Below are 24,978 nucleotides of genomic sequence, written 5' to 3'. Positions count from 1 at the left end.
CTTGCTAATACTCTTAGTATTTTACCCCTATAAGCCTTTGCAAAATGACTTAAAGTTTTGGAATTTTTTAAAAAAGTGAGAGTAATAAAGGGTTGCTTAATGGTGTAAAATTTTTCATAAAATTTAGCTCTAAGATCAATTATCAATTCATTTTCTAAAAATTTATCAACTTCATTAGAAAAATTATCTTTATAAAATTTTTCTATATTAAAATTCTTAATTTTCTCTCCTTGTTTTAATTTATAATAAGGTATTAAATCTTTTGCTAAAATAGGACCAAAAAGATTAGAAAATATCAAAACATTCTCATCTATGTATTTTTTTGAAATCTCACTTAAATTTTCATAGTCTAAAAAATCAAAAGCAACTCCATTGTATCTTTGGATAGCTTTAATTGTATCTTTTGTTAAAATATCTTGAATTAATTCTTGCATTTCATTTTTATCTTTTATACCAAAAAACTTTTCGAGTTCGCCTTCATTGCATTGTTTTATATGATTTTTATATTTTGCAAGCACTTCTAATCTTTTACTATATAAATTAATAAAAACAAAAGAGTTTTCATTTATACAAGTTTGCATGCTTGTTTTATTTTTGCCTTCGCTAGGTGAAAATAAAATTTTCATATTCAATCCTTTATTTTTTTAAAAATTATACAAAATTATTTAAAACACTTGACATTAATTCAAAATTACATTATAATTCAACTTTATTTTTTGCTGGTTTAGCTCAGTTGGTAGAGCAGCTGCCTTGTAAGCAGCAGGTCGGGGGTTCAAGTCCCTTAACCAGCTCCATTGTTAATAGCAGTGTTTGACCAGAAATAAAAAGCATTTTTATTCATGGTGAGTTACTCAAGTGGCCAACGAGGGCAGACTGTAAATCTGCTGGCTTTCGCCTTCCGTGGTTCGAATCCACGACTCACCACCATTGCTTTGCGGGAGTAGCTCAGTTGGCTAGAGCATCAGCCTTCCAAGCTGAGGGTCGCGGGTTCGAGTCCCGTTTCCCGCTCCAACCTAATTTTGGTAGAGTGAAACTGGGAGCTGTTTTTTAAATTCAGAATTTCTAGCAGTTTCAATTTCCAAAATTTTATAATTTATGTTTTTAATTTTTCTGAGCGCTCGTATGGCTCAGAGGTAGAGCACTCCCTTGGTAAGGGAGAGGTCGCGGGTTCAAGTCCCGCTATGAGCTCCATTGATTTCAAAAGATTATAAAACATAAATTAGTATTTGTTTGTAAATTTTATATGGAGGAAAAAGATGGCTAAAGAAAAATTTTCACGTAATAAGCCTCACGTAAATATTGGTACTATTGGTCACGTTGACCACGGTAAAACTACTTTAACAGCTGCTATCTCTGCTGTTCTTTCAAGAAGAGGTTTGGCTGAGCTTAAAGATTATGATAATATCGACAATGCTCCCGAAGAAAAAGAGCGTGGTATTACTATTGCAACTTCTCACATTGAGTATGAAACAGAAAATCGTCACTATGCTCACGTAGACTGCCCAGGCCACGCTGACTATGTTAAAAACATGATTACTGGTGCTGCTCAAATGGATGGTGCTATTCTTGTTGTTTCTGCTGCAGATGGCCCAATGCCACAAACTAGAGAGCACATCTTACTTTCTCGTCAAGTAGGTGTACCATATATCGTTGTTTTCATGAACAAAGCTGATATGGTTGATGATGCTGAATTATTAGAACTAGTTGAAATGGAAATTAGAGAATTATTAAGTTCTTATGACTTCCCAGGAGATGACACTCCAATTATTTCAGGTTCTGCTTTACAAGCTCTTGAAGAAGCAAAAGCTGGACAAGATGGTGAATGGTCTAAAAAAATCCTAGATCTTATGGCAGCAGTTGATGAGTATATCCCAACTCCAGCTCGTGATACAGATAAAGATTTCTTAATGCCAATTGAAGACGTATTCTCAATTTCAGGTCGTGGTACAGTTGTTACTGGTAGAATTGAAAAAGGTGTTGTTAAAGTTGGTGACACTATTGAAATCGTTGGTATTAGAGAAACACAAAGCACTACAGTAACTGGTGTTGAAATGTTTAGAAAAGAAATGGATCAAGGTGAAGCAGGTGATAACGTAGGTGTTCTTCTACGTGGTACTAAAAAAGAAGATGTTCTTCGTGGTATGGTTCTTGCTAAGCCAAAATCAATTACTCCACATACTGACTTTGAAGCAGAAGTTTATATTTTAAATAAAGATGAAGGTGGTCGTCACACTCCATTCTTTAATAACTATAGACCACAGTTCTATGTAAGAACAACAGATGTTACTGGTTCTATCCAACTTGCAGAAGGCGTTGAAATGGTTATGCCAGGTGAGAATGTTAGAATTACTGTAAGTCTTATTGCACCAGTTGCACTTGAAGAAGGTACTCGTTTTGCTATCCGTGAAGGTGGCCGTACTGTTGGTTCAGGTGTTGTATCTAAAATTATTAAATAATCATAAGCGAGATTTTATCTCGCTTTTTAAGGAATAAAAATGAGAATTAAAGTTGGCTTGAAATGTGAAGAGTGCGGTGATATTAATTACAGTACTTTTAAAAATAGTAAAAATACAACTGAAAAATTAGAATTAAAAAAATATTGCCCAAGATTAAAAAAACATACAGTTCATAAAGAAGTTAAATTAAAAAGTTAAGGCTTTTATATAAAAGCCCTTAGGGCAATAGCTCCAACGGTAGAGCGCCGGATTCCAAATCCGATGGTTGGGGGTTCGAATCCCTCTTGCCCTGCCACAAAATAAGGTAAAATATGGAAAAACTAATAACTTATTTTAAATTGTCAAAAGCCGAATTATCAAAAGTTATTTGGCCTTTAAAAGAGCAAGTTAGAAATGCTTATATTACAGTTTTTGTAGTTGTTACTGTTGTTTCATTATTTTTAGCATTAGTTGACTTGATTATGTCATTTTCATTATCTAAGATTATAGGATAAAATAATGAATCATAAATGGTATGCAATTCAAACTTATGCAGGTAGTGAAATGGCTGTAAAAAGAGCCATAGAAAATTTAGTTAGAGATCATGGAATTCAAGAGCAATTGCTAGAAGTGATTGTTCCAACTGAAGATGTGATCGAATTTAAAAATGGTAAAGAAAAAATAAGCGAAAGAAGTTTATATTCAGGCTATGTATTTGCCAATATTGACTTATCAACAGAACTTTGGCATAAAATTCAATCTTTGCCAAAAGTTGGTCGTTTTATAGGGGAAAGTAAAAAACCAACCCCATTAAGTGAAAAAGATATCAATCTTATTTTAGAAAAGGTGAAAAATAAAGCAGCACCTAAACCTAAAATTTCATTTGATAAAGAAGAAAGTGTAAGAATAACCGAAGGTCCTTTTGCAAACTTTGTTGGTATTGTAGAGGAATATGATATGGTTAGAGGAGTTTTAAAGCTAAATGTTTCAATATTTGGTAGATCAACTCCAGTAGAGATCTTATACTCTCAAGTTGAAAAAATAGTTTGATAATATAGCAAGTAAAGGAGAAAGGTTATGGCTAAAAAAGTCGTAGGAGAAATAAAATTACAAATAGCTGCTACTAAGGCTAATCCATCACCTCCAGTTGGTCCTGCTTTAGGTCAACAAGGTGTTAATATTATGGAATTTTGTAAAGCATTTAATGAAAGAACAAAAGATATGGCTGGTTTTAATATTCCAGTTGTTATTACTGTTTATGCAGATAAAAGCTTTACATTTATTACAAAACAACCACCAGCTACAGATTTAATCAAAAAAGCTGCAGGTATTTCTAAAGGTGCGGATAATCCTTTAAAAAACAAAGTAGGTAAATTAACTAAAGCACAGGTTTTAGAAATTGTTGATAAAAAAATAGCTGATATGAACACAAAAGATAGAGAACAAGCTGCTAAGATTATTATGGGTTCTGCTCGTTCTATGGGTGTCGAAATCATAGATTAATACTCTTTACCGCCAAGAGTTTAAAAAGGCGGTAGCACTTTATATAAAATGCGGAGAAAAATTAATGTCTAAAAATACTAAAAGATTTACAGAATTATTAAAAAAAATTGATTCAAATAAAAATTACTTAATGGATGAAGCAATAAGCACGGTTAAAACTCTTGCTTCTGCTAAATTTGATGAAACAGTTGAAATTGCTTTAAAATTGAATGTTGATCCAAGACATGCAGATCAGATGGTAAGAGGTAGTGTAGTTTTGCCTTGTGGTACAGGTAAAAAAGTACGTGTTGCTGTTATAGCAAAAGATGCAAAAGCTGATGAGGCAAAAAATGCAGGTGCTGATATAGTTGGTAGTGATGATTTGGTAGAAGAAATTCAAAAAGGAAATATGAATTTTGATGTTTTAATTGCTACTCCAAATTTGATGGGTTTAGTTGGTAAAGTAGGTCGTATTTTAGGACCTAAAGGGTTAATGCCAAATCCTAAAACAGGTACTGTGACAATGGATGTTGCACAAGCTGTGAATAATGCTAAAAACGGTCAAGTTAACTTTCGTGTTGATAAACAAGGAAATATCCATGCAGGTTTGGGTAAAGTAAGCTTTACTCAAGAGCAGTTAAAAGAAAATATGACAGCATTTGTAAAAGCTATTAATAAACACAAACCAGCTGCTGCAAAAGGAAGATATATTAAAAATGCTAGTCTTTCTTTAACTATGAGCCCTTCTCTTTCTCTTGATACTCAAGAATTACTTGATACAAAATAAAATTAATGAGAGTTTTACTCTCATTAATAAAAATTAGATAAGATAATAACTTTTATTTTATCTAATTTTTATCTTAGATTGGAGATAGCCGAGGTCCTAGGACTTAATTAGATTTTCTGCTCTGCTTGAAATCACCGGTCGGAAAGGAGTAAAGATGACTAAAAGCCAAAAAGTTGAACTTGTTTCTAAACTTGAAGAAGGTTTTAAAGCTAGTGAAGCTGTTGTAGTTTGTAACTATAAGGGTTTAAACACTAAAAAACTTGAAGAGTTAAGAAATAATGCGAGAGAAATGGATGTTAAAGTTCAAATTATTAAAAATACTTTAGCAAGTATTGCTCTTAAAAATGCCGGCAAAGATGGAATGGAACTTAAAGATACTAATATTTATCTTTGGGGTGAAGACCAATTAAATGTTTCAAAAGTTGCTGATAAATTTAGCGAAGCTAATCAAGCATTTGAGATCAAAACTGCATTTATCGAAGGCGAAGTTGCTTCTGTAGATAAAGTTAAAGCTTTAGCTAAAATGCCTTCTCGCAATGAATTACTTGCTATGCTTTTGCAAGTTTGGAATGCACCAATCACCAATTTTACAATTGGATTAAATGCATTAAAAGAAAAAAAAGAAGCTGAATAAAATTATAAAAAGGATAAAAAATGGCAATTACTAAAGAAGATGTATTAGAATTTATTTCTAACCTAAGTGTTCTTGAGCTTTCAGAATTAGTAAAAGAATTTGAAGAAAAATTTGGTGTTTCTGCTGCTCCAGTTATGGTTGCAGGTGCTGCTGTTGCAGGTGCTGCTGGCGGTGCTGCTGAAGAAAAAACTGAATTTGATATCGTATTGCAAGATGGCGGTGATAAAAAAATTAACGTAATTAAAGTTGTTCGTGCTTTAACTGGTCTTGGATTAAAAGAAGCAAAAGATGCAGTTGAACAAACTCCATCAGTTCTTAAAGAAGGTGTTAGCAAAGCTGAAGCTGAAGAAGCTAAAAAACAACTTGAAGAAGCTGGCGCTAAGGTTGAGCTTAAATAATTTTTTGTTTTTTAAAAGAAAGGATTGTATATCCTTTCTTGTTTTCCTTTAATTAAGGATTCTTTCTTTCAATACTTTTACCATGGGGTATAATAATATGTTAAATTCACAATCAGGAAATCGTTTAAGAATAGACTTCTCGAATGTTCCACAACAAATAGACATTCCAAATTTATTACAATTACAAAAAAAGAGTTTTGATTATTTTTTAAATTTAGATGCAAAAAATTCAGAAAGCGGAATTGAAAAAGTATTTAAATCTATCTTTCCAATCCATGATCCGCAAAATAGATTAAGTTTAGAATATGTAAGTAGTGAAGTAGGTAAGCCTAAATACACTATTAGAGAGTGCATGGAAAGAGGTTTGACTTATTCTGTAAATTTAAAAATGAAAATCCGTTTAACTTTACATGAAAAAGATGAAAAAACGGGTGAAAAAATTGGTATAAAAGATATTAAAGAACAAGAAATTTATATTAGAGAAATTCCTTTAATGACAGATAGAATTTCTTTTATTATCAATGGAGTAGAAAGGGTTGTAGTTAATCAACTTCATAGAAGTCCAGGTGTTATTTTCAAAGAAGAAGAAAGTTCTACTGTTGCAAATAAATTAGTATATACAGCTCAAATTATACCAGATCGTGGTTCTTGGCTTTATTTTGAATATGATGCTAAAGATGTACTTTATGTGCGTATCAATAAAAGAAGAAAAGTGCCTATTACAATTTTATTTAGAGCGCTTGGTTATAAAAAACAAGATATTATAAAATTATTCTACCCTATACAAACTATTCATGTAAAAAAAGATAAATTCTTAACCGAATTTAATCCAAATGACTTTTTAGATAGAGTTGAATATGATTTAAAAGATGAAAAAGGTAATGTAATTCATCAAGCTGGTAAAAGAATGACAAAGAAAAAGGCTGAACAGCTTGTAAAAGATGGTGTTAAATGGGTTGAATATCCAGTTGAAATTTTAACAAATAGATATTTAGCTAATCCTATCATTAATAAAGAAACCGGTGAAGTTTTATATGATTCTTTAACACTATTAGATGAAGGAAAACTAGCAAAAATCAAAGAAGAAAAACAGTTTGATATTGCAAACGATTTAGCTAATGGAGTAGATGCTGCTATTATTAATTCTTTTATTCAAGATAATGAAACTTTAAAGTTATTAAAACAAACAGAAAATATAGAAGATGAAAACGATTTAGCAGCTATTAGAATTTATAAAGTGATGAGACCAGGTGAGCCTGTAGTAAAAGATGCTGCAAAAGCTTTTGTGAATGATTTATTTTTTAATCCTGAAAGATATGATCTAACAAAAGTCGGTCGTATGAAAATGAACCATAAATTAGGTTTAGACACACCTGAATATGTTACAGTTTTAACTAATGAAGACATAGTAAAAACTGCAAAATATTTAATTAAAGTAAAAAATGGTAGAGGGCATATTGATGATAGAGACCATTTAGGTAATCGCCGTATTAGATCAATTGGAGAGCTTTTAGCTAATGAACTTCATGTAGGTCTTGCTAAAATGCAAAAATCTATTAGAGATAAATTTACGGCTTTAAATGCAGATATTGATAAAGTAATGCCTTATGATTTGATCAATCCTAAAACAATTACTGTAACAATTATGGAATTTTTTACCGGTGGTCAATTATCTCAATTTATGGATCAAACAAACCCATTGAGTGAAGTAACTCACAAGCGTCGTTTATCTGCACTTGGTGAGGGTGGTTTAGTAAAAGAAAGAGCAGGTTTTGAAGTGCGTGATGTCCATGCAACGCATTATGGAAGAATTTGTCCTGTTGAAACTCCAGAAGGTCAAAATATCGGTTTGATTAATACACTTTCAACTTATGCTAAAGTAAATGATTTGGGTTTTGTTGAAGCACCTTATAAGAAAGTAGAAAATGGTAAAGTAAGCAATGAAATTATTTATTTAACCGCTACTCAAGAAGAAGGTTTAGTGATTGCAGCGGCTTCAACTAAAATTGATGAAAAAGGCAATATTGTTGAAGAATTTGTTGAAGCAAGACAAGATGGTGAAACTATCTTAGCAAGAAGAGAAGAAGTGCATTTGATTGACCTTTGTTCAGGTATGATAGTAGGGGTTGCGGCATCTTTAATCCCATTCTTAGAGCATGATGATGCAAACAGAGCTTTGATGGGTTCAAACATGCAACGTCAAGCAGTGCCTTTACTAACTGCACAAGCACCTATAGTGGGTACTGGTATGGAAAAAATCATTGCACGCGATGCTTGGGAAGCTATTAAAGCTAAAAGAGCGGGGATTGTAGAAAAAGTTGATAATAAAAATATTTTCATTTTGGGTGAAGACGAAAATGGACCATTTATTGATCATTATAAAATGGAAAAAAATTTAAGAACTAACCAAAATACAACTTTTACCCAACATCCGATTGTGAAAAAAGGCGAATTTGTTCAAGCAGGTCAAATCATTGCAGATGGTCCAAGTATGGATCAAGGTGAACTTGCTATTGGTAAAAATGCCTTAATCGCATTTATGCCATGGCATGGGTATAACTATGAAGATGCTATTGTAATTAGTGAGAAAATTTTACGCGAAGATACTTTTACTAGTGTTCATATTTATGAAAAAGAAGTAGAGGCTAGAGAACTTAAAGATGGCGTAGAAGAAATTACAAAAGATATTCCAAATGTAAAAGAAGAGGATCTGGCACATCTTGATGAGAGTGGTATTGCTAAAATAGGAACTCATATCAAACCTGGTATGATTTTGGTAGGTAAGGTTTCACCTAAGGGAGAGGTAAAACCTACACCTGAAGAAAGATTATTAAGAGCCATTTTTGGTGAAAAAGCAGGACATGTTGTAAATAAATCTTTATATGCAACTGCTTCATTAGAAGGTGTTGTTGTAGATGTAAAAATCTTTACTAAAAAAGGTTATGAAAAAGATGCACGTGCTATAAAAGCTTATGATGATGAAAAATTAAACCTTGAAAAAGAACACCATGATAGACTTTTAATGATGGATAGAGAAGAAACTTTAAGAGTTTGTTCTTTGCTTTCTAAGTCGCCTTTAAATTCAGATGAAGAAATAAATGGTGTTAAGTATAAAAAAGGTTCTAAAATAGAAATTACAGAACTAGAAAAAATTAATCGTTTTGCATTAAATTCTTTAGTAAAAGCTTATTCTAAAGATGTGCAAAAAGAATACGATGATTTAAAAAATCACTTCCAAAATGAGAAGAAAAAACTTAAATCTGAGCATGATGAAAAATTAGAAATTTTAGAAAAAGATGATATTTTACCAAGTGGAGTAGTAAAACTTGTTAAAGTTTATATTGCAACCAAGAGAAAATTAAAAGTTGGAGATAAAATGGCAGGGCGCCATGGAAATAAAGGTATTGTTTCTAATATCGTTCCAGAAGTGGATATGCCATATTTACCTGATGGAAGACCTATTGATATAGCTTTAAATCCTCTAGGGGTTCCAAGCCGTATGAATATAGGACAAATTCTTGAAAGTCACTTGGGAATTGTTGGTATGAGACTAGGTGATCAAATTCAAGAAATTTTTGATAGAAAACAAAAAGATTTTGTAAAAGAATTACGTGAAAAAATTCTTGAAATTTGTAGTGTATCTAGACTTGAGCTAGAAAAGAAATTTGTGCAAACTTTAAATGATGAGCAACTTATTTCTTATGCTAGAGATTGGGCTAAAGGAGTAAAATTTGCTACTCCTGTATTTGAAGGTGTAACGGTTGAAGAATTTGGCAAGCTTTTTGAAATGGCTAAAATAGCTATGGATGGAAAAAGTGAACTTTATGATGGAAGAACTGGTGAAAAAATGGCAGAGCGTGTGCATGTTGGGTGTATGTATATGCTTAAACTACACCACTTAGTAGATGAAAAAGTTCACGCAAGAAGCACAGGACCTTATAGTCTTGTAACACAACAACCAGTTGGTGGTAAAGCGTTATTTGGTGGACAAAGATTTGGTGAGATGGAGGTTTGGGCTCTTGAAGCTTATGGAGCAGCTCATACTTTAAGAGAAATGTTAACCATAAAATCTGATGATGTTGAAGGTAGATTTAGTGCTTATAAAGCTTTAACAAAAGGTGAGAATGTTCCAGCAACAGGTATTCCAGAAACATTCTTTGTACTTACAAATGAATTAAAATCTCTTGCTTTAGATGTTGAGATTTTTGATAAGGATGAGAATAATGAGTAAATTTAAACCTATCGAAATAAAAGAAGATGGCAGACCTAGAGACTTTGAAGCTTTTCAATTAAGACTTGCAAGTCCTGAAAAAATCAAATCATGGTCTTATGGGGAAGTAAAAAAACCAGAAACGATTAATTATAGAACTTTAAAGCCTGAAAGAGACGGGCTTTTTTGTGCTAAAATTTTTGGACCAGTAAGAGATTATGAATGTCTTTGTGGTAAGTATAAAAAAATGCGCTTTAAAGGGATTAAGTGTGAAAAATGTGGTGTTGAAGTTACTAGTTCTAAAGTACGTCGTTCAAGAATGGGGCATATTGAATTAGTTACACCAGTAGCTCATATTTGGTATGTAAATTCATTACCAAGTCGTATCGGTACTTTACTTGGTGTAAAGATGAAAGATTTAGAGCGCGTATTGTATTATGAAGCATATATAGTAGAAAATCCAGGTGATGCATACTATGATAATGAAAATACTAAAAAAGTTGAATTTTGCGATGTATTGAATGAAGAGCAGTATTTAAATTTAATGCAACGCTATGAAAGTAGTGGATTTAGAGCTAGAATGGGTGGCGAAGTTGTTAGAGATTTACTAGCAAATTTAGATCTTGTTGAGCTTTTAAATAAATTAAAAGAAGATATTGCAGCAACTAATTCAGAAGCAAAGAAAAAAACTATCATTAAACGCTTAAAAGTGGTAGAAAATTTCTTAAATAGTAATTTAAATAGCAATACAAATATTGATGAAGTGGTACCTAATCGTCCTGAGTGGATGATGATTACAAATTTACCTGTATTACCACCTGATTTAAGACCTTTGGTTGCTTTAGATGGTGGAAAATTTGCAGTTTCTGATGTGAATGATTTATACAGAAGAGTTATCAATAGAAATACGCGTTTAAAAAGACTTATGGAGCTTGATGCGCCTGAAATTATCATTAGAAATGAAAAAAGAATGCTACAAGAAGCAGTTGATGCTTTATTTGATAATGGTAGAAGAGCAAATGCGGTTAAAGGTGCAAATAAACGTCCATTAAAATCTTTAAGTGAAATTATCAAAGGTAAACAAGGTCGTTTTAGACAAAATCTACTTGGTAAAAGGGTGGATTTTTCAGGTCGTAGCGTTATTGTTGTTGGGCCAAAACTTAGAATGGATCAATGTGGTTTACCTAAAAAAATGGCTTTAGAATTATTTAAGCCACATTTATTAGCTAAGCTTGAAGAAAAAGGTTATGCTACCACTGTAAAACAAGCTAAAAAAATGATAGAAAATAAAACCAACGAAGTTTGGGAGTGTTTAGAAGAGGTTGTTAAAGGTCATCCTGTAATGCTTAACCGTGCTCCAACCTTGCATAAGCTTTCCATCCAAGCTTTCCATCCTGTGCTTGTAGAGGGCAAGGCAATTCAACTTCATCCATTAGTATGTGCAGCGTTTAATGCTGACTTTGACGGGGACCAAATGGCTGTGCATGTGCCTTTATCTCAAGAAGCAATAGCTGAATGTAAAGTATTAATGCTCTCATCTATGAATATCTTGCTTCCAGCAAGTGGTCGTTCTGTGACTGTGCCTTCTCAAGATATGGTTTTGGGGATTTATTATCTATCTTTAGAAAAAGATGGTGCTAAAGGTGAGCATAAAATTTGTACAGGTATTGAAGAGGTTATGATTGCCCTAGAAGCAAAATCTTTAGATATTCATGCAAGTATTAGAAGTGTGGTTGATGGTAGAAAAATCACAACAACTGCAGGTAGATTGATTATTAAGTCTATCTTACCTGATTTTGTTCCTGAAAATATGTGGAATAAAGTCATGAAGAAAAAAGATATTGCGGCTTTGGTTGATTATGTATATAAAGAAGGTGGCCTTGAAGTAAGTGCTAGCTTTTTAGATAAATTAAAAGATCTTGGTTTTGAATATGCAACAAAAGCGGGTATTTCTATTTCAATTGCTGATATTATTGTGCCTGATCAAAAGCAAAAAAGTATAGAAGAAGCTAAAAAACAAGTAAGAGAAATCCAAAATTCATATAATTTAGGTTTGATTACTTCAGGCGAAAGATATAATAAGATTATTGATATTTGGAAAAGTACTAATAATGTCTTATCAAAAGATATGATGGAGTTAATTAAAAAAGACAAAGAAGGGTTTAACTCTATTTATATGATGGCAGATTCTGGTGCTAGGGGTTCAGCAGCTCAAATTTCACAGCTTGCTGCGATGAGGGGTCTTATGGCTAAACCTGATGGTTCTATTATTGAAACACCGATTATTTCAAACTTCCGTGAAGGACTAAACGTTCTTGAATATTTCATTTCAACTCACGGTGCTAGAAAAGGTCTTGCAGATACAGCGTTAAAAACAGCAAATGCAGGTTATTTGACAAGAAAGCTTATTGATGTTGCGCAAAATGTAAAAGTTACAATGGAAGATTGCGGTGCACATGAGGGTGTTGAGATTAATGAAATCACTGCAGATGGTGTTGTAATTGAAACCTTAGAAGAAAGAATTTTAGGAAGAGTTTTAGCTGAGAATATTATTGATTCTATTACTAATGAAATTTTATTCTCAGAAGGTACTTTAGTAGATGAGGAAAAGGCTAGAATTATTGTTGAAAGTGGCGTAAAGAGTGTAAGTATTAGAACTCCTATTACTTGTAAAGCTAAAAAAGGTGTATGTTCTAAATGCTATGGTATTAACCTAGGTGAGGGCAAATTAGTTAAGCCAGGTGAGGCTGTAGGTATTATATCTGCTCAATCAATCGGCGAGCCAGGAACGCAGCTTACACTAAGAACTTTCCACAGTGGTGGTACTGCTAGTACAGATTTACAAGATCGCCAAGTAGTAGCACACAAAGAAGGTTTTGTAAGATTTTATAACCTTAATACCTATGAAGATAGACAAGGTAAAACTATAGTGGCTAATCACCGCAATGCTGCTATTTTACTTGTTGAGCCAAAAATAAAAGCTCCATTTAAGGGAACTATCCATATTGAACATGCGTATGAAGATGTGGTTGTTAGCGTTAAAGCAAAAAATAATGAAGCTAAATTTATATTAAGAAAATATGACTTAGCTAAAGCTAATGAGCTTGCAGGTGTAAGTGGTAATATCGAAGGTAAATTATATATTCCATATAGTGATGGTGATGAAGTAGCTGAAAATGAAAGTATTGTAGAAGTAATCAAAGAAGGTTGGAATATACCAAATCGTATTCCTTATGCGAGTGAATTGCTAGTAAAAGATGGAGATCCTATCACTCAAGATATTATAGCTGGTGCAAAAGGTACTTTGAAGTTTTATATGCTTAAAGGGGATGGTTTAGATAGAATTAGAAATCTCAAAAAAGGCGATGTGGTTAAAGAAAAAGGTGTTTTTGTTGTTATTGCTGATGAAAATGATAGAGAAGCAAAAAGACATTATATACCAAGAGAATCTGTGATTGAATTTGACGATAGTGCTTTTGTAGATAATCCTAAAACCATCATAGCAAAATCAAGCAAAGAAGATAAAACTATCATTGCTGAATGGGATGCGTATAATAATACTGTAATCGCAGAAGTTGCAGGTACAATTAATTTTGAAGATATTGAGTCAGGTTATAGTGCTGATGAGCAAATTGATGAAGCAACTGGTAAAAGATCGCTTGTTATTAATGAGTATTTACCAAGTGGAGTGCGTCCTGCATTATTAATCATAGGCAAAAATGATAAAGTAGTACGTTATCAACTTGAACCAAAAACTGTTATTTATGTAAATGATGGCGATAAGGTTAAACAAGCTGATATCTTAGCTAAAACTCCAAAGGCAGCAGCTAAGTCAAAAGATATTACTGGAGGTCTTCCAAGGGTATCTGAATTGTTTGAAGCAAGAAAGCCGAAAAACACTGCTGTTGTGGCTGAGATTGACGGGGTTGTTAGATTTGATAAACCTTTAAGATCAAAAGAAAGAATTATCATCCAAGCAGAAGATGGAAGTAGTGCGGAGTATTTGATTGATAAATCAAAACGCATTCAGGTAAGAGATGGTGAATTTATTCATGCAGGTGAGAAATTAACTGATGGGGTTATTTCAAGTCATGATGTGCTTAGAATTTTAGGTGAAAAAGCATTGCATTATTATCTTATTTCTGAAATTCAGCAAGTTTATCGTGGTCAAGGTGTTGTGATTTCTGATAAGCATATTGAAATTATTGTATCACAAATGCTAAGACAAGTAAAAATTGTTGATAGTGGTCATACAAACTTTATTGTAGGTGATTTGGTTTCAAGAAGAAAATTCAGAGAAGAAAATGAAAGAATTTTAAGATATGGTGGTGAACCTGCTGTGGCTGAGCCTGTATTGCTTGGGGTTACAAGAGCAGCTATTGGAAGTGATAGTGTAATTTCGGCTGCTTCATTCCAAGAAACAACAAAAGTTTTAACAGAAGCAAGTATTGCAGGTAAATTTGATTACCTTGAAGATCTAAAAGAAAATGTCATCTTAGGTCGTATGATTCCTGTTGGAACAGGTCTTTATGGGGATCAAAATTTAAAGCTTAAGCAACAAAATTAATTTTTTAATCCTAGCAATTTTGCTAGGATTTTTTTTAAAGTATTTATGTTTAAAATAATTGATTTAGAACAATATAAAAGAAAAGAACATTTTAATTTTTATACTCAAAATATTTCTTGTTTGCTTGAGTTAAATTAAATATTAATTCTTTTTGCTATTTTGTTAAAAACAATAATTTATAAATTCTATCCTTGTTTTATTCATACTATTAGTAAAAGTATAAATGCTTTTGATAATTTTAAATTTAGTTTAGATTAAAATAAACAACTAATATATTATGATACTATCCATCTTTCTTATACTATGTTATAAGGACTCTAAGACTTTTTTGTTCTTTAGATTTTCTATAAAAATAAATTATTTTTTATCTTTATATGAAGAGAATAAACAATTAATAAAAAACAATAAAAGTATGTTTTTAAAGGAATTTATAGATAATCTTTTAATATTTCTTTCCTATTACAACAAGAGGAAAAATTATAAAAGAAAATAAAAAATTTCTCATTCCTTTTGGTATTAATGTTAATCATGTCACTAATGATGCTTATCGCATTCATTTGTTTTTAGAAAAACTCCAAGAAAACCTTAATAGTTTATAATTTTATAAGTAAACTTTAGATATTATCTAAAGTTTATTATTTTATTAATGAAAGGAATTACTGTGCCAACCATAAATCAATTGGTTAGAAAAGAGCGCAAAAAAGTTTTAGAAAAATCTAAATCACCAGCGCTTAAAAATTGCCCACAAAGAAGGGGAGTTTGTACTAGGGTTTATACAACAACTCCTAAAAAACCAAACTCAGCGTTAAGAAAAGTTGCCAAAGTAAGACTTACAAGTGGCTTTGAAGTTATTAGTTATATCGGTGGTGAAGGTCACAACCTACAAGAACACAGCATTGTTTTAGTGCGTGGTGGTAGGGTAAAAGACTTACCAGGTGTTAAGTACCACATTGTTCGTGGTGCCTTAGATACTGCAGGTGTTGCAAAAAGAACTGTTTCTCGTTCTAAATATGGTGCAAAACGCCCTAAAGCAGCAGCTAAGTAATAAGATTGCAGACAAATCCGTTAGATTTGATTTTGTTTGAGTAAAATTATAAATTTGAAGGAAAATTATGAGAAGAAGAAAAGCTCCGGTAAGAGAAGTCTTGCCAGATCCGATTTATGGAAACAAAGTAATCACAAAATTCATTAATTCTTTAATGTATGATGGTAAAAAAAGCACAGCTACTACTATTATGTATGGTGCTTTAGAAGCTATTGATAAAAAAGGTGGAGAGAAAAAAGGCATAGAAATTTTTAATGATGCTATTGAAAATATTAAGCCTTTATTAGAAGTTAAATCTCGTCGTGTTGGTGGTGCTACTTATCAAGTGCCAGTAGAAGTACGCCCAGCTAGACAACAAGCTTTAGCTATAAGATGGATTATTTCTTTTGCTAGAAAAAGAAGTGAAAGAACTATGATTGAAAAATTAGCAGCTGAATTACTAGATGCAGCTAATAGTAAAGGTGCTTCATTTAAGAAGAAAGAAGATACTTATAAAATGGCAGAAGCTAATAAAGCATTTGCTCATTATCGCTGGTAAGAGGAGTAAAATATGTCAAGAAGTACTCCTTTAAAAAGAGTTAGAAATATAGGTATCGCAGCTCATATTGATGCAGGTAAAACAACTACTAGTGAAAGAATTCTTTTCTTTACAGGTATGAGTCATAAAATTGGTGAGGTGCACGATGGTGCAGCTACAATGGACTGGATGGAGCAAGAAAAAGAAAGAGGTATTACAATTACTTCTGCTGCTACAACTTGTTTTTGGAAAAATCACCAAATCAACCTTATAGACACTCCAGGCCACGTTGACTTTACAATCGAAGTTGAAAGATCAATGCGTGTTTTAGATGGTGCTGTTGCAGTATTTTGCTCAGTAGGTGGAGTTCAGCCACAATCAGAAACTGTTTGGAGGCAAGCTAATAAATACGGTGTTCCTAGAATTGTTTTTGTAAATAAAATGGATAGAATTGGTGCAAATTTCTTTAATGTTGAAGAACAAATTAAAAATCGCTTAAAAGGTAATCCAGTTCCACTTCAAATTCCAATCGGTGCTGAAGATAACTTCAAAGGTGTGATTGATCTTATCGCTATGAAGGCTTTGGTATGGGAAGATGAAAATAAACCAACTGATTATGTAGAAAAAGAAATTCCAGCTGAACTTAAAGAAAAGGCTGAAGAATATCGTACAAAAATGATAGAAGCAGTTTCTGAAACAAGCGATGAGTTAATGGAAAAATACCTAGGCGGTGAAGAGCTTACTCAAGAAGAAATCAAAGCAGGTATTAAAGCAGGATGTTTAAGTCTTTCTATGGTTCCTATGCTTTGCGGTACGGCTTTTAAAAACAAAGGTGTTCAACCATTGCTTGATGCTGTTGTTGCTTATTTACCAGCTCCTGATGAAGTTGCTAATATCAAAGGTGAATACGAAGATGGCACAGAAGTTTCTGTAAAATCAACTGATGATGGTGAATTTGCAGGTCTTGCATTTAAAATTATGACTGACCCTTTTGTTGGGCAATTAACCTTCGTTCGTGTGTATAGAGGAAGTTTAGAAAGCGGTTCTTATGCATACAACTCAACAAAAGATAAAAAAGAAAGAATCGGTCGTCTTTTGAAAATGCACTCTAATAAAAGAGAAGAGATTAAAACTTTATATGCAGGAGAAATTGGAGCAGTCGTTGGCCTCAAAGACACGCTAACTGGTGATACTTTAGCAAGTGAAAAAGATAAGGTTATTTTAGAGAGAATGGACTTTCCAGATCCTGTTATTTCAGTTGCTGTTGAGCCTAAAACAAAAGCAGATCAAGAAAAAATGTCTATTGCTTTAAATAAATTAGCTCAAGAAGATCCAAGCTTTAGAGTTTCAACAGATGAAGAAAGTGGTCAAACTATCATCTCAGGTATGGGTGAGCTTCACTTAGAAATTATCGTTGATAGAATGCTTCGTGAGTTTAAAGTTGAAGCAGAAGTAGGTCAACCTCAAGTTGCTTACCGCGAAACTATTAGAAAAACAGTTGAGCAAGAATATAAATACGCTAAACAATCAGGTGGTCGTGGACAATATGGTCATGTATTCTTAAGACTTGAGCCACTTGAGCCAGGTAGTGGATATGAATTTGTAAATGATATCAAAGGTGGTGTAATTCCAAAAGAGTATATTCCAGCGGTTGATAAAGGTGTTCAAGAAGCATTACAAAACGGTGTTTTAGCAGGGTATCCTGTTGAAGATGTTAAAGTAACTGTTTATGATGGAAGTTACCACGAAGTGGATTCTTCTGAAATGGCATTTAAACTTGCAGCTTCTATGGGTTTTAAAGAAGGTGCTAGAAAAGCAGGTGCAGTAATCTTAGAACCTATGATGAAAGTTGAAGTTGAAACTCCAGAAGAATACATGGGTGATGTTATTGGTGATTTAAATAAACGTCGTGGTCAAGTAAATTCAATGGATGAAAGAGGTGGTAATAAAATTATTACAGCATTTTGTCCTTTAGCTGAGATGTTTGGTTACTCAACTGATCTTAGAAGTCAAACTCAAGGTCGTGCTACTTATTCTATGGAATTTGATCACTATGATGAAGTTCCAAAAAACGTTTCTGAAGAAATTATCAAAAAAAGAAATGGTTAATCTATCAAGATGAGCTTATTGCTCATCTTGAATTATTTATGTCCTTTTGAATTAATTAAATTAATTATTCCTTCATTGATTTCATATGCTTTTCCAAAACCTTTAACATATCTTCCATTTTTCAGTATAAGTTGAAATAAATGAAAATCTTGCATATTTTTAATGACTTGGATTATTTCTTTATTGTTTTCATTTTCATAAGTATTTAATACTTGTTCAAATAGCTGATTATCTCTTGTTATTTCTACACTCTCTACTCTAAATTTAAGCCTTTTTCTTGTAAAGATTGATATGCAATCTTTTTCATCTTCTATAAACATAATTTCTATGTTTTGATTATTGTATTTTACTCCTTCAAAGTGTTCGGCAATTTCACTAATATAAATATAAAAGTCATTTTTAATTTTTATAATAGGTGCGTATGAGCATATTGTTTGATTGTTTAAATTTAAAGAAGATATCATAATGCTTTTGTATTCTTGCATAAATTGATTAATTTCATCATGTAATTGCATATATTTTCCTTGTAGTTAAAATGAATAAGATTAAGAGTTATATGAGAGTAAAAAGAAGAGTTTATCACTCTTCTTCATCAGTATTTTTGCGTACAACTTTAATGCGTTCTATACTATTTCCATCCATCTTTTTGACTTCATAGTAGCAGAATTCATCTTCTATTCTATCTCCAACAACTGGTAAGCGTCCTAAAAGATTGAAAACATACCCACCTATAGTGACTTGTTCTAGTTCATCATTAAAGCGTATATCAAGCATTTCTTCCACTTCGCTAATTTCATACCTTCCTTGAAATTCATAGATGTTTTCTGCAAGTTTTTTAAAATGTGGACTAGAATCATCATGTTCATCGTTAATATCTCCAACGATTTCTTCCATAATATCTTCCATAGTTAAAAGACCGGCTGTGCCACCATATTCATCTACTACTAATGCTGTGTGTACTTGTTCTTTATTCATCATGAAAAGAACTTTAGATATACTAATATTTTCCGGAACTAAGATCATTTTGATTAGAAAATCATCTAAATTTTTCTTATCTTTGCTAAGTTCATTTTGCATAATGTCTCTAATGTGTACCATACCCAAAATGATATCTTTAGAACCATCTATGTATGGAAAGCGTGTGTGTTTATACTGACAAACTATTTGCATATTTTCTTCATAGCTTTTTTGTTTGTTAAGACATATCATATCTTTTCTAGGTGTCATGATTTCTTTTGCTACTGTATCTGAAAAATCAACTGCATTGCGTATGATTTCAGTTTCAAACTCATCTAAAACTCCACCTTTTTGGCTTTCACTTGCAATAAATTTAATTTCTTCTTCAGAGTGGCTTAATTCATGTTCTTTAGCAGGTTTAATACCTATAACTTTTAAAGAAATTGCAGCTAAAAAGTCAAATGTTTTGATAAAAGGTAAGAAAAGTAACCAAAATAAATGCAATGGTCTTGCAACCCATAAAACAGCTTTATCTGCAATAGCGATAGCAACGCTTTTTGGAACTAATTCACCTAATACAACATGCAACAATGTGATAATAGCAAAAGCAATAACAAATGCTATGGTATGAATTAATGCTGGAGCTAAGCCTAAATTTGCCAAAGGAACTTCAAGAATTTTAGCAATAGCAGGTTCACCTATCCAACCAAGAGCAAGAGAGCTTAGCGTAATACCAAGTTGGCAAGCACTTAAATAAGTATCTAGTTTTGAAGTTACCTCTAAAGCTTTTTTTGCATTACGTTTTTTTTCTTTTACCATTTCTTCAAGTTTTGATCTACGTACTTTAACAATAGCAAATTCAGATAAAACAAAAAATCCATTTAAAAGCACTAAAGCTAATGCAACAAGAATCATAAAAGTAGAATAGCCTACATCAATCGAGGCAACAGCGGGTAATGTTTGATTTAAGTCTAAAGATTGACTGGGGTCCAAAAAAACTCCTTTAATAAAATTTTTGCAAAATTATATCAAATCAAAACTATAAAATTAGCTTAAAATATAATGATATATTTTAAATTAATTTATGTTTTCTATATTCAATATTTTTTTCAAATTCATCTAAACGTTTATAAATGCTACGCAACTGTGTGATAGTTGTCCAGTTGGTAATAAAAATACTAAACGAAGATCTAACTTGATCAAAAGCATTGCCAACTTGTATGATAATCCCAAGTTGTATAAGTCCTAAAAACAGGCTTGGAGCCATGATTAAAAAAGGCACTATAACCATGATTTGCTCAAACAAATAAAGCCATATATTAAAATACCCATAATGTAAAAATAATCTTTTATAATTGATTTTAAGCCCAGTAAATAAACTTAAAATACTTTCATCGCTTGCATAATTTTTTCTATCATCTTCAGCAAAAACAAGTTCTTTTCTAAAAGCGGCTTCGGCTTTTTGATTGTTATATTCAAGTCCAGGTAATTTGATACCTACAAACCATGATATAACAAGACCTCCTAAAGAAACCAAAAATGCAATCCATACCAAAGAACCATTAATATCTTTTAAAATAGGTAAATTAACATGCGCGCTTAACATCCATAAGATAGGCACAAAAGCAATTAAGGTCATAATTGCTTTGACAAAAGCTAACCCCAAGCTTTCTATGATTTTTGAAAAATTATAAATATCTTCTTGAATTCTCTGTGAGCTACCTTCTATATTGTCATCTTTTTTTTGCCAAAATTTAATATAATCAAAAGTCATAGCTTCGCGCCATTTAAAGGCATAAATACTTCCAAAATATTGTGTGATAGTAGCAATTAATACATAAGGCAATGCTAAATATAAAAACTGTTTAATAAAATGATAAAAGTCATCTATGCTGTGATTTTTTGCATCTTGTAAAACATCATAAAATTCTTTATACCATTCATTTATTGCAACATTAATGGAAGTTTGAGCGAGTAAAGAAGCTAGCAAAAAAAACAAACCTAAATAAGCCCACAATGCCCATTTTTTTGAATAAAAAAAAGATTTAAACATTTAAATTTCTTTTAACATTTTTTCATAGTGTTTTATTGTATGTTTTTTTGCTTTAAAAATTATACTAAAAATCACAATAAAACAACTTGCAACTAAAAATCCGGGGATGATTTCATAAATTGCTATAAAATTTGAACCAAAATGTTTATAAAATATAACAGTTAAAGCCCCACTAACCATTCCAGCTATAGCACCTTCTTTACTCATATTTTTATAAAATAAAGAAAATAAAATAACACTTCCAAAACTAGCGCCAAAACCAGCCCAAGCATAAGAAACTATACTTAAAATTTGACTTTGAGTATCAAGTGAAAGTATAAAAGCTATGCAAGCAACAGCTAAAACACCTAGACGTGATAATAAAGTAATATTTTTATCGTTTGTTTTTCTTTTTAAGATTTGTGTATAAAAATCTTGCACCAAGCTAGAAGCACACACTAGTAGTTGAGAACTCGCAGTACTCATTATAGCTGCTAAAATCGCACTGAGTAAAATTCCTGCCACCCAAGGATTAAAAAGCACTTGAGACATTACAATAAATATTCTTTCAGGGTCATTTAAAGTAAGATTAAATTTGGCTATATAAGCAATACCTAAAAATCCTATCATAGCAGCACCAAATAAAGAAATTACCATCCAAGTTATGCCTATAAAAGTTGCAGTAGGAATTTCTTTTATATTTTTTATAGAAATAAAGCGGATTAAAATATGAGGTTGACCAAAATAACCAAGCCCCCATGCTAGGGTTGATACTACGACCAACCAACCACCACCATCTAAACCAAAGGCTTGGGGCTTTACATCATTTATAGTAGAAAAGGCTTCGCCAAAGCCACCAAGTTCAAAAATCATCACAAAAGGAATGATAATTAATGAACTCATCATTAAAAGTCCTTGTATCATATCAGTCCAACATACGGCTTTATAGCCACCTAAAAAAGTATATAAAACAATAACTAAAAATCCAATGCTTAAGGCAAAAATATAAGGTAAATTAAATACACTTTCAAAAAGCTTAGCACCACTTACTAATCCAGCACTAATGTAAATAGTAAAAAATACTAAAATAACTACCGCACAAATGCTTCTTAAAATATGCCTATCATCATGAAAGCGACTTTCGAAAAAATCAGGAATTGTAATACATTCTTTAGCTATTTGAGAAAAAATCTTTAATCTTTTAGCAACAAAGGTCCAGTTTAAAAACATACCAAAACTTAAGCCTATGGCTATATAAATTTGTCCTAAACCAGCTGCATATAAAGCACCAGGAAAAGCCATTAAAAGCCAACTACTCATGTCAGAAGCACCTGCACTTAAGGCAGATATTACCGGCCCCATGGAGGCATTACCAACAAAATAATCTTTACTGTTTTGATTTTTTTTGTAAAAATAAAAACCTATAAAAAGCATTAAAAATGCATAAGTAATAAAAGTAATAACAATAGGATAAGAAAGTTCCACACTTTGTAAATTCATAAGTGTCCTTAAAAAATTTAAAAAATTATCATTTTACTTGTTTTATTTTAAAAAAACATTATAAAAATTATTTTTTGTTTTTTTATTTCAATGCTTTATAAAGTTTTTTTGTTACAATTTTCTAAAAAATTTGAGGAAAATAAATGAAAAATCTTTTGATTATAGGAGCAGGTGGTGTAAGCCGTGTTGCGACTGTAAAATGCGCAATGAATAGTGATGTTTTTAGTAAAATAACTCTAGCAAGTAGAACTAAAAGTAAATGTGATGAAATAGCAACTTTTATAAAAGAGCGTTTAGGTGTAGAAATTCAAACTGAGCAAATAGACGCAGATGACACCGCTGCTGTTGTAGAACTTATCAAAAAAACAGGAGCTGAAATTTTATTAAATGTAGCTTTACCTTATCAAGATCTTACTTTAATGGATGCGTGTATTCAAACTAATATCCACTATGTAGATACTGCAAACTATGAACATCCTGATTTAGCTAAATTTGAATATAAAGAACAATGGGCAAGAAATGATAAGTTTAAACAAGCAGGAATTTTAGGACTTTTGGGTAGTGGATTTGATCCAGGTGTTACTAATGTATTTTGCGCTTATGCACAGCAAAATTTGTTTGATGAAATTCATTATATAGATATATTAGATTGTAATGCTGGAGATCATGGCTATGCCTTTGCAACTAATTTTAACCCTGAGATTAACTTAAGAGAAGTTTCTGCTAAAGGTCGTTACTGGGAAAATGGCAAATGGATAGAAACTGATCCTATGGAAATAAAAATGGAGTGGGATTATCCTGAAGTAGGGGTAAAAGATAGTTATTTACTTTATCATGAAGAGCTTGAAAGTTTAGTAAAAAATATCAAAGGTTTAAAAAGAATAAGATTTTTTATGACTTTTGGACAAAGTTATTTAACTCATATGAAATGTCTTGAAAATGTTGGTATGCTGGGTATTAAACCTATTATGCATCAAGGTAAAGAAATAATACCAATAGAATTTTTAAAAACCTTACTTCCTGATCCTGCTAGTTTAGGCCCTCGCACCAAAGGTTATACTAATATAGGTTGTGTGATTCGTGGTGTAAAGAATGGAAAAGATAGACAAGTTTATATTTACAATGTTTGCAATCACGAAGAATGCTTTAAAGAAACCGGAGCGCAAGCTGTGAGTTATACTACTGGAGTTCCTGCAATGATAGGAACAAAGCTAATTGCTAAAGGAATTTGGCAAGGAAAGGGTGTGTTTAACATGGAAGAATTTGACGCCAAACCTTTCATGGATGAGTTAAATACCCAAGGGCTTCCTTGGAAAATTATAGAAATGGAGCCAAATTTAGGAAAATAATCTCAAGTCTTTTTTTGACTTGAGAAAGTTTTATAATGACGCAATTATTATTAAGTATAGATTGGATGCCTTTTTTAGTTTCCATAAAACTTTCTATTATTACTTGTATAATTTTGTTTTGTTTTTGCATACCCCTTGCTTGGGTTTTTACTTTTAAGCAATTTAGAGCAAAAAAAATTCTAGAAACTATAATAACCTTACCTTTGGTTTTACCACCATCTGTTGTTGGTTTTTACTTATTGATTTTATTTTCAAAATACTCTTTTTTTGGAGAATTTTTAGAAAAACACTTTAATATCACCTTAGCTTTTACCTTTGAAGGTTTGGTGATAGCAAGTTGTATTTATTCTTTACCTTTTATGTTTAATCCTTTATATAATGCAATGTCTATGATTTCTAAAAATATTATAGAGGCTAGTTTTTCTTTGGGAAAAAATTCTTTCATTACGCTTTTTAGAGTAATCTTACCTAGTATCAAACCAGCTATACTCAGTGCTTTGGTAATAAGTTTTGCACATACTATGGGTGAGTTTGGTATAGTATTAATGATAGGTGGTTCTTTAAGCGGAGAAACAAAAGTGGCTAGTATTGCTATATATGAAAGTATGGAAAATTTAGATTTTGCCACAGCTCATATTTATAGTCTCATACTTTTAATTTTTAGTTTTATTGTTTTACTAAGTGTGAATCTTCTTAATAAACAAAAAAGATAATATATTTATATTATCTTACAATATAATCAATATTATTGTTTTCATATATTTTGATCATAAATTTATCTAATCATATTTTATCTTTAATTATTTGTTTTTTCTTTTACTTTCTTATTTATTATCTATATTTAAAATATTATTTTCTTTATATTTGACACAAAATTCCCACATTTTTTATAATAACTTATTTTCATTTTTACTAAAAACTCTACTACATGTTATAAGCAAATATTCGCAGCCTCC

22 protein-coding genes and 5 tRNA genes are annotated in these 24,978 nt (G+C 31.6%); 22 read left to right on the top strand and 5 right to left on the bottom strand.

The features are described from left to right. A partial coding sequence (locus tag CAMP5053_RS06860; protein ID WP_337217543.1) for a YaaA family protein occupies positions 1-626 on the bottom strand: 626 nt, incomplete at its 3' end. Between the two features lie 92 nt (positions 627-718). On the opposite strand from CAMP5053_RS06860, the gene CAMP5053_RS06855 reads away from it, so the two are divergent. The 20 genes from CAMP5053_RS06855 (at position 719) to fusA (ending at position 18,184) form a co-directional block, all read left to right on the top strand. After that, positions 719-794, top strand: a tRNA-Thr gene (locus tag CAMP5053_RS06855). A gap of 47 nt (positions 795-841) precedes the next feature. Beyond that, a tRNA-Tyr gene (locus tag CAMP5053_RS06850) sits at positions 842-927 on the top strand. Positions 928-934: 7 nt separating this feature from the next. Then, a tRNA-Gly gene (locus CAMP5053_RS06845) sits at positions 935-1,011 on the top strand. A gap of 105 nt (positions 1,012-1,116) precedes the next feature. Further along, positions 1,117-1,191 (top strand) — tRNA-Thr (locus tag CAMP5053_RS06840). A gap of 65 nt (positions 1,192-1,256) precedes the next feature. Next, entirely contained in the window at positions 1,257-2,456 is a 1,200-nt protein-coding gene (tuf, locus tag CAMP5053_RS06835) for an elongation factor Tu (protein WP_039617742.1), read from the top strand. Between the two features lie 39 nt (positions 2,457-2,495). Then, entirely contained in the window at positions 2,496-2,654 is a 159-nt protein-coding gene (gene rpmG, locus CAMP5053_RS06830; protein ID WP_039617743.1) for a 50S ribosomal protein L33, read from the top strand. A gap of 21 nt (positions 2,655-2,675) precedes the next feature. After that, a tRNA-Trp gene (locus CAMP5053_RS06825) sits at positions 2,676-2,751 on the top strand. Between the two features lie 16 nt (positions 2,752-2,767). Then, positions 2,768-2,950 (top strand): preprotein translocase subunit SecE, encoded by a 183-nt coding sequence (secE, locus tag CAMP5053_RS06820; protein ID WP_039617745.1) that lies wholly within the window; start codon positions 2,768-2,770, stop codon positions 2,948-2,950. A 1-nt stretch (position 2,951) separates the two neighbouring features. After that, the gene (gene nusG, locus CAMP5053_RS06815) at positions 2,952-3,485 is read left to right on the top strand and encodes a transcription termination/antitermination protein NusG (RefSeq protein WP_087684660.1); all 534 of its coding nucleotides are present in this window, start codon (positions 2,952-2,954) and stop codon (positions 3,483-3,485) included. 27 nt (positions 3,486-3,512) lie between these two features. Further along, positions 3,513-3,938, top strand: a complete 426-nt coding sequence (gene rplK / locus CAMP5053_RS06810; RefSeq protein ID WP_066006840.1) for a 50S ribosomal protein L11 — start codon at positions 3,513-3,515, stop codon at positions 3,936-3,938. A gap of 64 nt (positions 3,939-4,002) precedes the next feature. Continuing rightward, positions 4,003-4,704, top strand: a complete 702-nt coding sequence (gene rplA, locus CAMP5053_RS06805; RefSeq protein WP_039617747.1) for a 50S ribosomal protein L1 — start codon at positions 4,003-4,005, stop codon at positions 4,702-4,704. 154 nt (positions 4,705-4,858) lie between these two features. Next, complete coding sequence (gene rplJ / locus CAMP5053_RS06800; protein ID WP_039617749.1) at positions 4,859-5,338, top strand: 50S ribosomal protein L10; 480 nt, start codon at positions 4,859-4,861, stop codon at positions 5,336-5,338. 20 nt (positions 5,339-5,358) lie between these two features. Further along, a complete protein-coding gene (gene rplL, locus CAMP5053_RS06795; protein ID WP_012661184.1) occupies positions 5,359-5,736 on the top strand; it encodes a 50S ribosomal protein L7/L12 in 378 nt (125 codons plus the stop codon). A gap of 97 nt (positions 5,737-5,833) precedes the next feature. Continuing rightward, positions 5,834-9,967 (top strand): DNA-directed RNA polymerase subunit beta, encoded by a 4,134-nt coding sequence (rpoB, locus tag CAMP5053_RS06790; RefSeq protein WP_087700306.1) that lies wholly within the window; start codon positions 5,834-5,836, stop codon positions 9,965-9,967. Further along, complete coding sequence (gene rpoC / locus CAMP5053_RS06785; RefSeq protein ID WP_087700294.1) at positions 9,960-14,513, top strand: DNA-directed RNA polymerase subunit beta'; 4,554 nt, start codon at positions 9,960-9,962, stop codon at positions 14,511-14,513. The genes rpoB and rpoC overlap by 8 nt, the downstream gene beginning before the upstream one ends. Before the next feature lie 159 nt (positions 14,514-14,672). After that, positions 14,673-14,771 (top strand): CatA-like O-acetyltransferase, encoded by a 99-nt coding sequence (locus CAMP5053_RS08670; protein ID WP_412175586.1) that lies wholly within the window; start codon positions 14,673-14,675, stop codon positions 14,769-14,771. A 200-nt stretch (positions 14,772-14,971) separates the two neighbouring features. After that, entirely contained in the window at positions 14,972-15,112 is a 141-nt protein-coding gene (locus CAMP5053_RS08665) for a hypothetical protein (RefSeq protein WP_141085245.1), read from the top strand. Positions 15,113-15,174: 62 nt separating this feature from the next. Further along, positions 15,175-15,558 carry a 30S ribosomal protein S12 gene (rpsL, locus tag CAMP5053_RS06780; RefSeq protein ID WP_012661187.1) on the top strand — a complete coding sequence of 128 codons (384 nt, stop codon included), beginning with the start codon at positions 15,175-15,177 and terminating at the stop codon, positions 15,556-15,558. 67 nt (positions 15,559-15,625) lie between these two features. After that, positions 15,626-16,096 (top strand): 30S ribosomal protein S7, encoded by a 471-nt coding sequence (gene rpsG, locus CAMP5053_RS06775; protein ID WP_012661188.1) that lies wholly within the window; start codon positions 15,626-15,628, stop codon positions 16,094-16,096. Positions 16,097-16,108: 12 nt separating this feature from the next. Then, positions 16,109-18,184 (top strand): elongation factor G, encoded by a 2,076-nt coding sequence (gene fusA, locus CAMP5053_RS06770; protein WP_263677914.1) that lies wholly within the window; start codon positions 16,109-16,111, stop codon positions 18,182-18,184. Between the two features lie 32 nt (positions 18,185-18,216). Here the strand turns inward: fusA and CAMP5053_RS06765 are convergent, their stop codons facing one another. The 4 genes from CAMP5053_RS06765 to putP all read right to left on the bottom strand — a co-directional run bounded on the left by CAMP5053_RS06765 (position 18,217) and on the right by putP (position 22,673). Beyond that, positions 18,217-18,699, bottom strand: a complete 483-nt coding sequence (locus CAMP5053_RS06765) for a pyridoxamine 5'-phosphate oxidase family protein (RefSeq protein ID WP_337217542.1) — start codon at positions 18,697-18,699, stop codon at positions 18,217-18,219. A gap of 64 nt (positions 18,700-18,763) precedes the next feature. Further along, positions 18,764-20,134, bottom strand: a complete 1,371-nt coding sequence (locus tag CAMP5053_RS06760; RefSeq protein WP_337217541.1) for a hemolysin family protein — start codon at positions 20,132-20,134, stop codon at positions 18,764-18,766. 79 nt (positions 20,135-20,213) lie between these two features. Next, positions 20,214-21,194 carry a putative transporter gene (locus CAMP5053_RS06755; protein WP_039668130.1) on the bottom strand — a complete coding sequence of 327 codons (981 nt, stop codon included), beginning with the start codon at positions 21,192-21,194 and terminating at the stop codon, positions 20,214-20,216. After that, positions 21,195-22,673 carry a sodium/proline symporter PutP gene (gene putP, locus CAMP5053_RS06750; protein WP_087700300.1) on the bottom strand — a complete coding sequence of 493 codons (1,479 nt, stop codon included), beginning with the start codon at positions 22,671-22,673 and terminating at the stop codon, positions 21,195-21,197. It abuts the gene before it with no gap. Positions 22,674-22,816: 143 nt separating this feature from the next. On the opposite strand from putP, the gene CAMP5053_RS06745 reads away from it, so the two are divergent. Further along, positions 22,817-24,022: a saccharopine dehydrogenase family protein gene (locus CAMP5053_RS06745; protein ID WP_214100633.1), complete on the top strand. Its 1,206-nt coding sequence runs from the start codon at positions 22,817-22,819 to the stop codon at positions 24,020-24,022. 35 nt (positions 24,023-24,057) lie between these two features. Beyond that, the gene (gene modB / locus CAMP5053_RS06740) at positions 24,058-24,735 is read left to right on the top strand and encodes a molybdate ABC transporter permease subunit (protein WP_337217540.1); all 678 of its coding nucleotides are present in this window, start codon (positions 24,058-24,060) and stop codon (positions 24,733-24,735) included. The last annotated feature ends 243 nt before the right edge of the window (positions 24,736-24,978 follow it).

The sequence above is a fragment of the Campylobacter sp. S4:11 genome, assembly GCF_024723695.1.
GTDB classification, from domain to species: Bacteria; Campylobacterota; Campylobacteria; order Campylobacterales; family Campylobacteraceae; genus Campylobacter_D; species Campylobacter_D jejuni_C.
This window is presented reverse-complemented; position numbering and strand designations above follow the sequence as displayed.